This is a genomic window from Cupriavidus sp. CuC1 (genome assembly GCF_044627735.1).
GTDB classification, from domain to species: domain Bacteria; phylum Pseudomonadota; class Gammaproteobacteria; order Burkholderiales; family Burkholderiaceae; genus Cupriavidus; species Cupriavidus ulmosensis.
On sequence record NZ_JBIUHC010000441.1, the window covers coordinates 1 to 596 of the forward strand.

Annotated in this window: 1 pseudogene; it reads right to left on the minus strand. The window is 65.4% G+C overall.

The features are described from left to right. Nucleotides 1–276 precede the first annotated feature (276 nt). Nucleotides 277–474 (minus strand): annotated as a pseudogene (locus ACGLHR_RS52110) (OmpA family protein); the annotation flags it as partial. Between the last annotated feature and the right edge of the window lie 122 nt (nucleotides 475–596).

Below are 596 nucleotides of genomic sequence, written 5' to 3' on the forward strand. Positions count from 1 at the left end.
GCACTGCTTGCCCGCCTTGAACGGTGCCCGTGCTGCGGTCGGAAAACCGAGTAGTTGTTAACACAGTAGTACTAGTGCCGATGCGCCCACTGGCATGGGCGAGCCCGGCCTGCCCCCGCTGGCGCCGGCGTTTGCCAACGCCATCGCGCAACTCACCGGCAAGCCGCAGCGCCAGTTACCCTTCAACCTGGCCTGACCCGCGCCAGGGAATAACTCCATGCCCTGGTCCTGCGCACCGCACTGCGCTGAGCTGGCAGGCGGCGCGGGTCCGCATGACTACTCAATCGTGACCACGATGGCCACGCGCCGGTTCTCCGCGCGGCCCTCGGCGGCGCGGTTGTCCGCCACCGGCGTGCTCATGCCCAGCCCCCGCACCTGGATGTTCTCCGGCTGGAATCCCGCCATGGCGAGCACCTTCGCCACCGCCTGCGCGCGCCGGACCGACAGCTGCTGGTTATAGTCGGCCGAGCCGGAGCGAGCAACTGATACTCCATTCTTGCTCCGAAGTATCTATAATTTCTCGCCATGAGCAAGGTTTATCGGATCAACGAATTCGCAAAGCGCATCGGACGGGCTCCCAGTACGGTGCGCCGCTG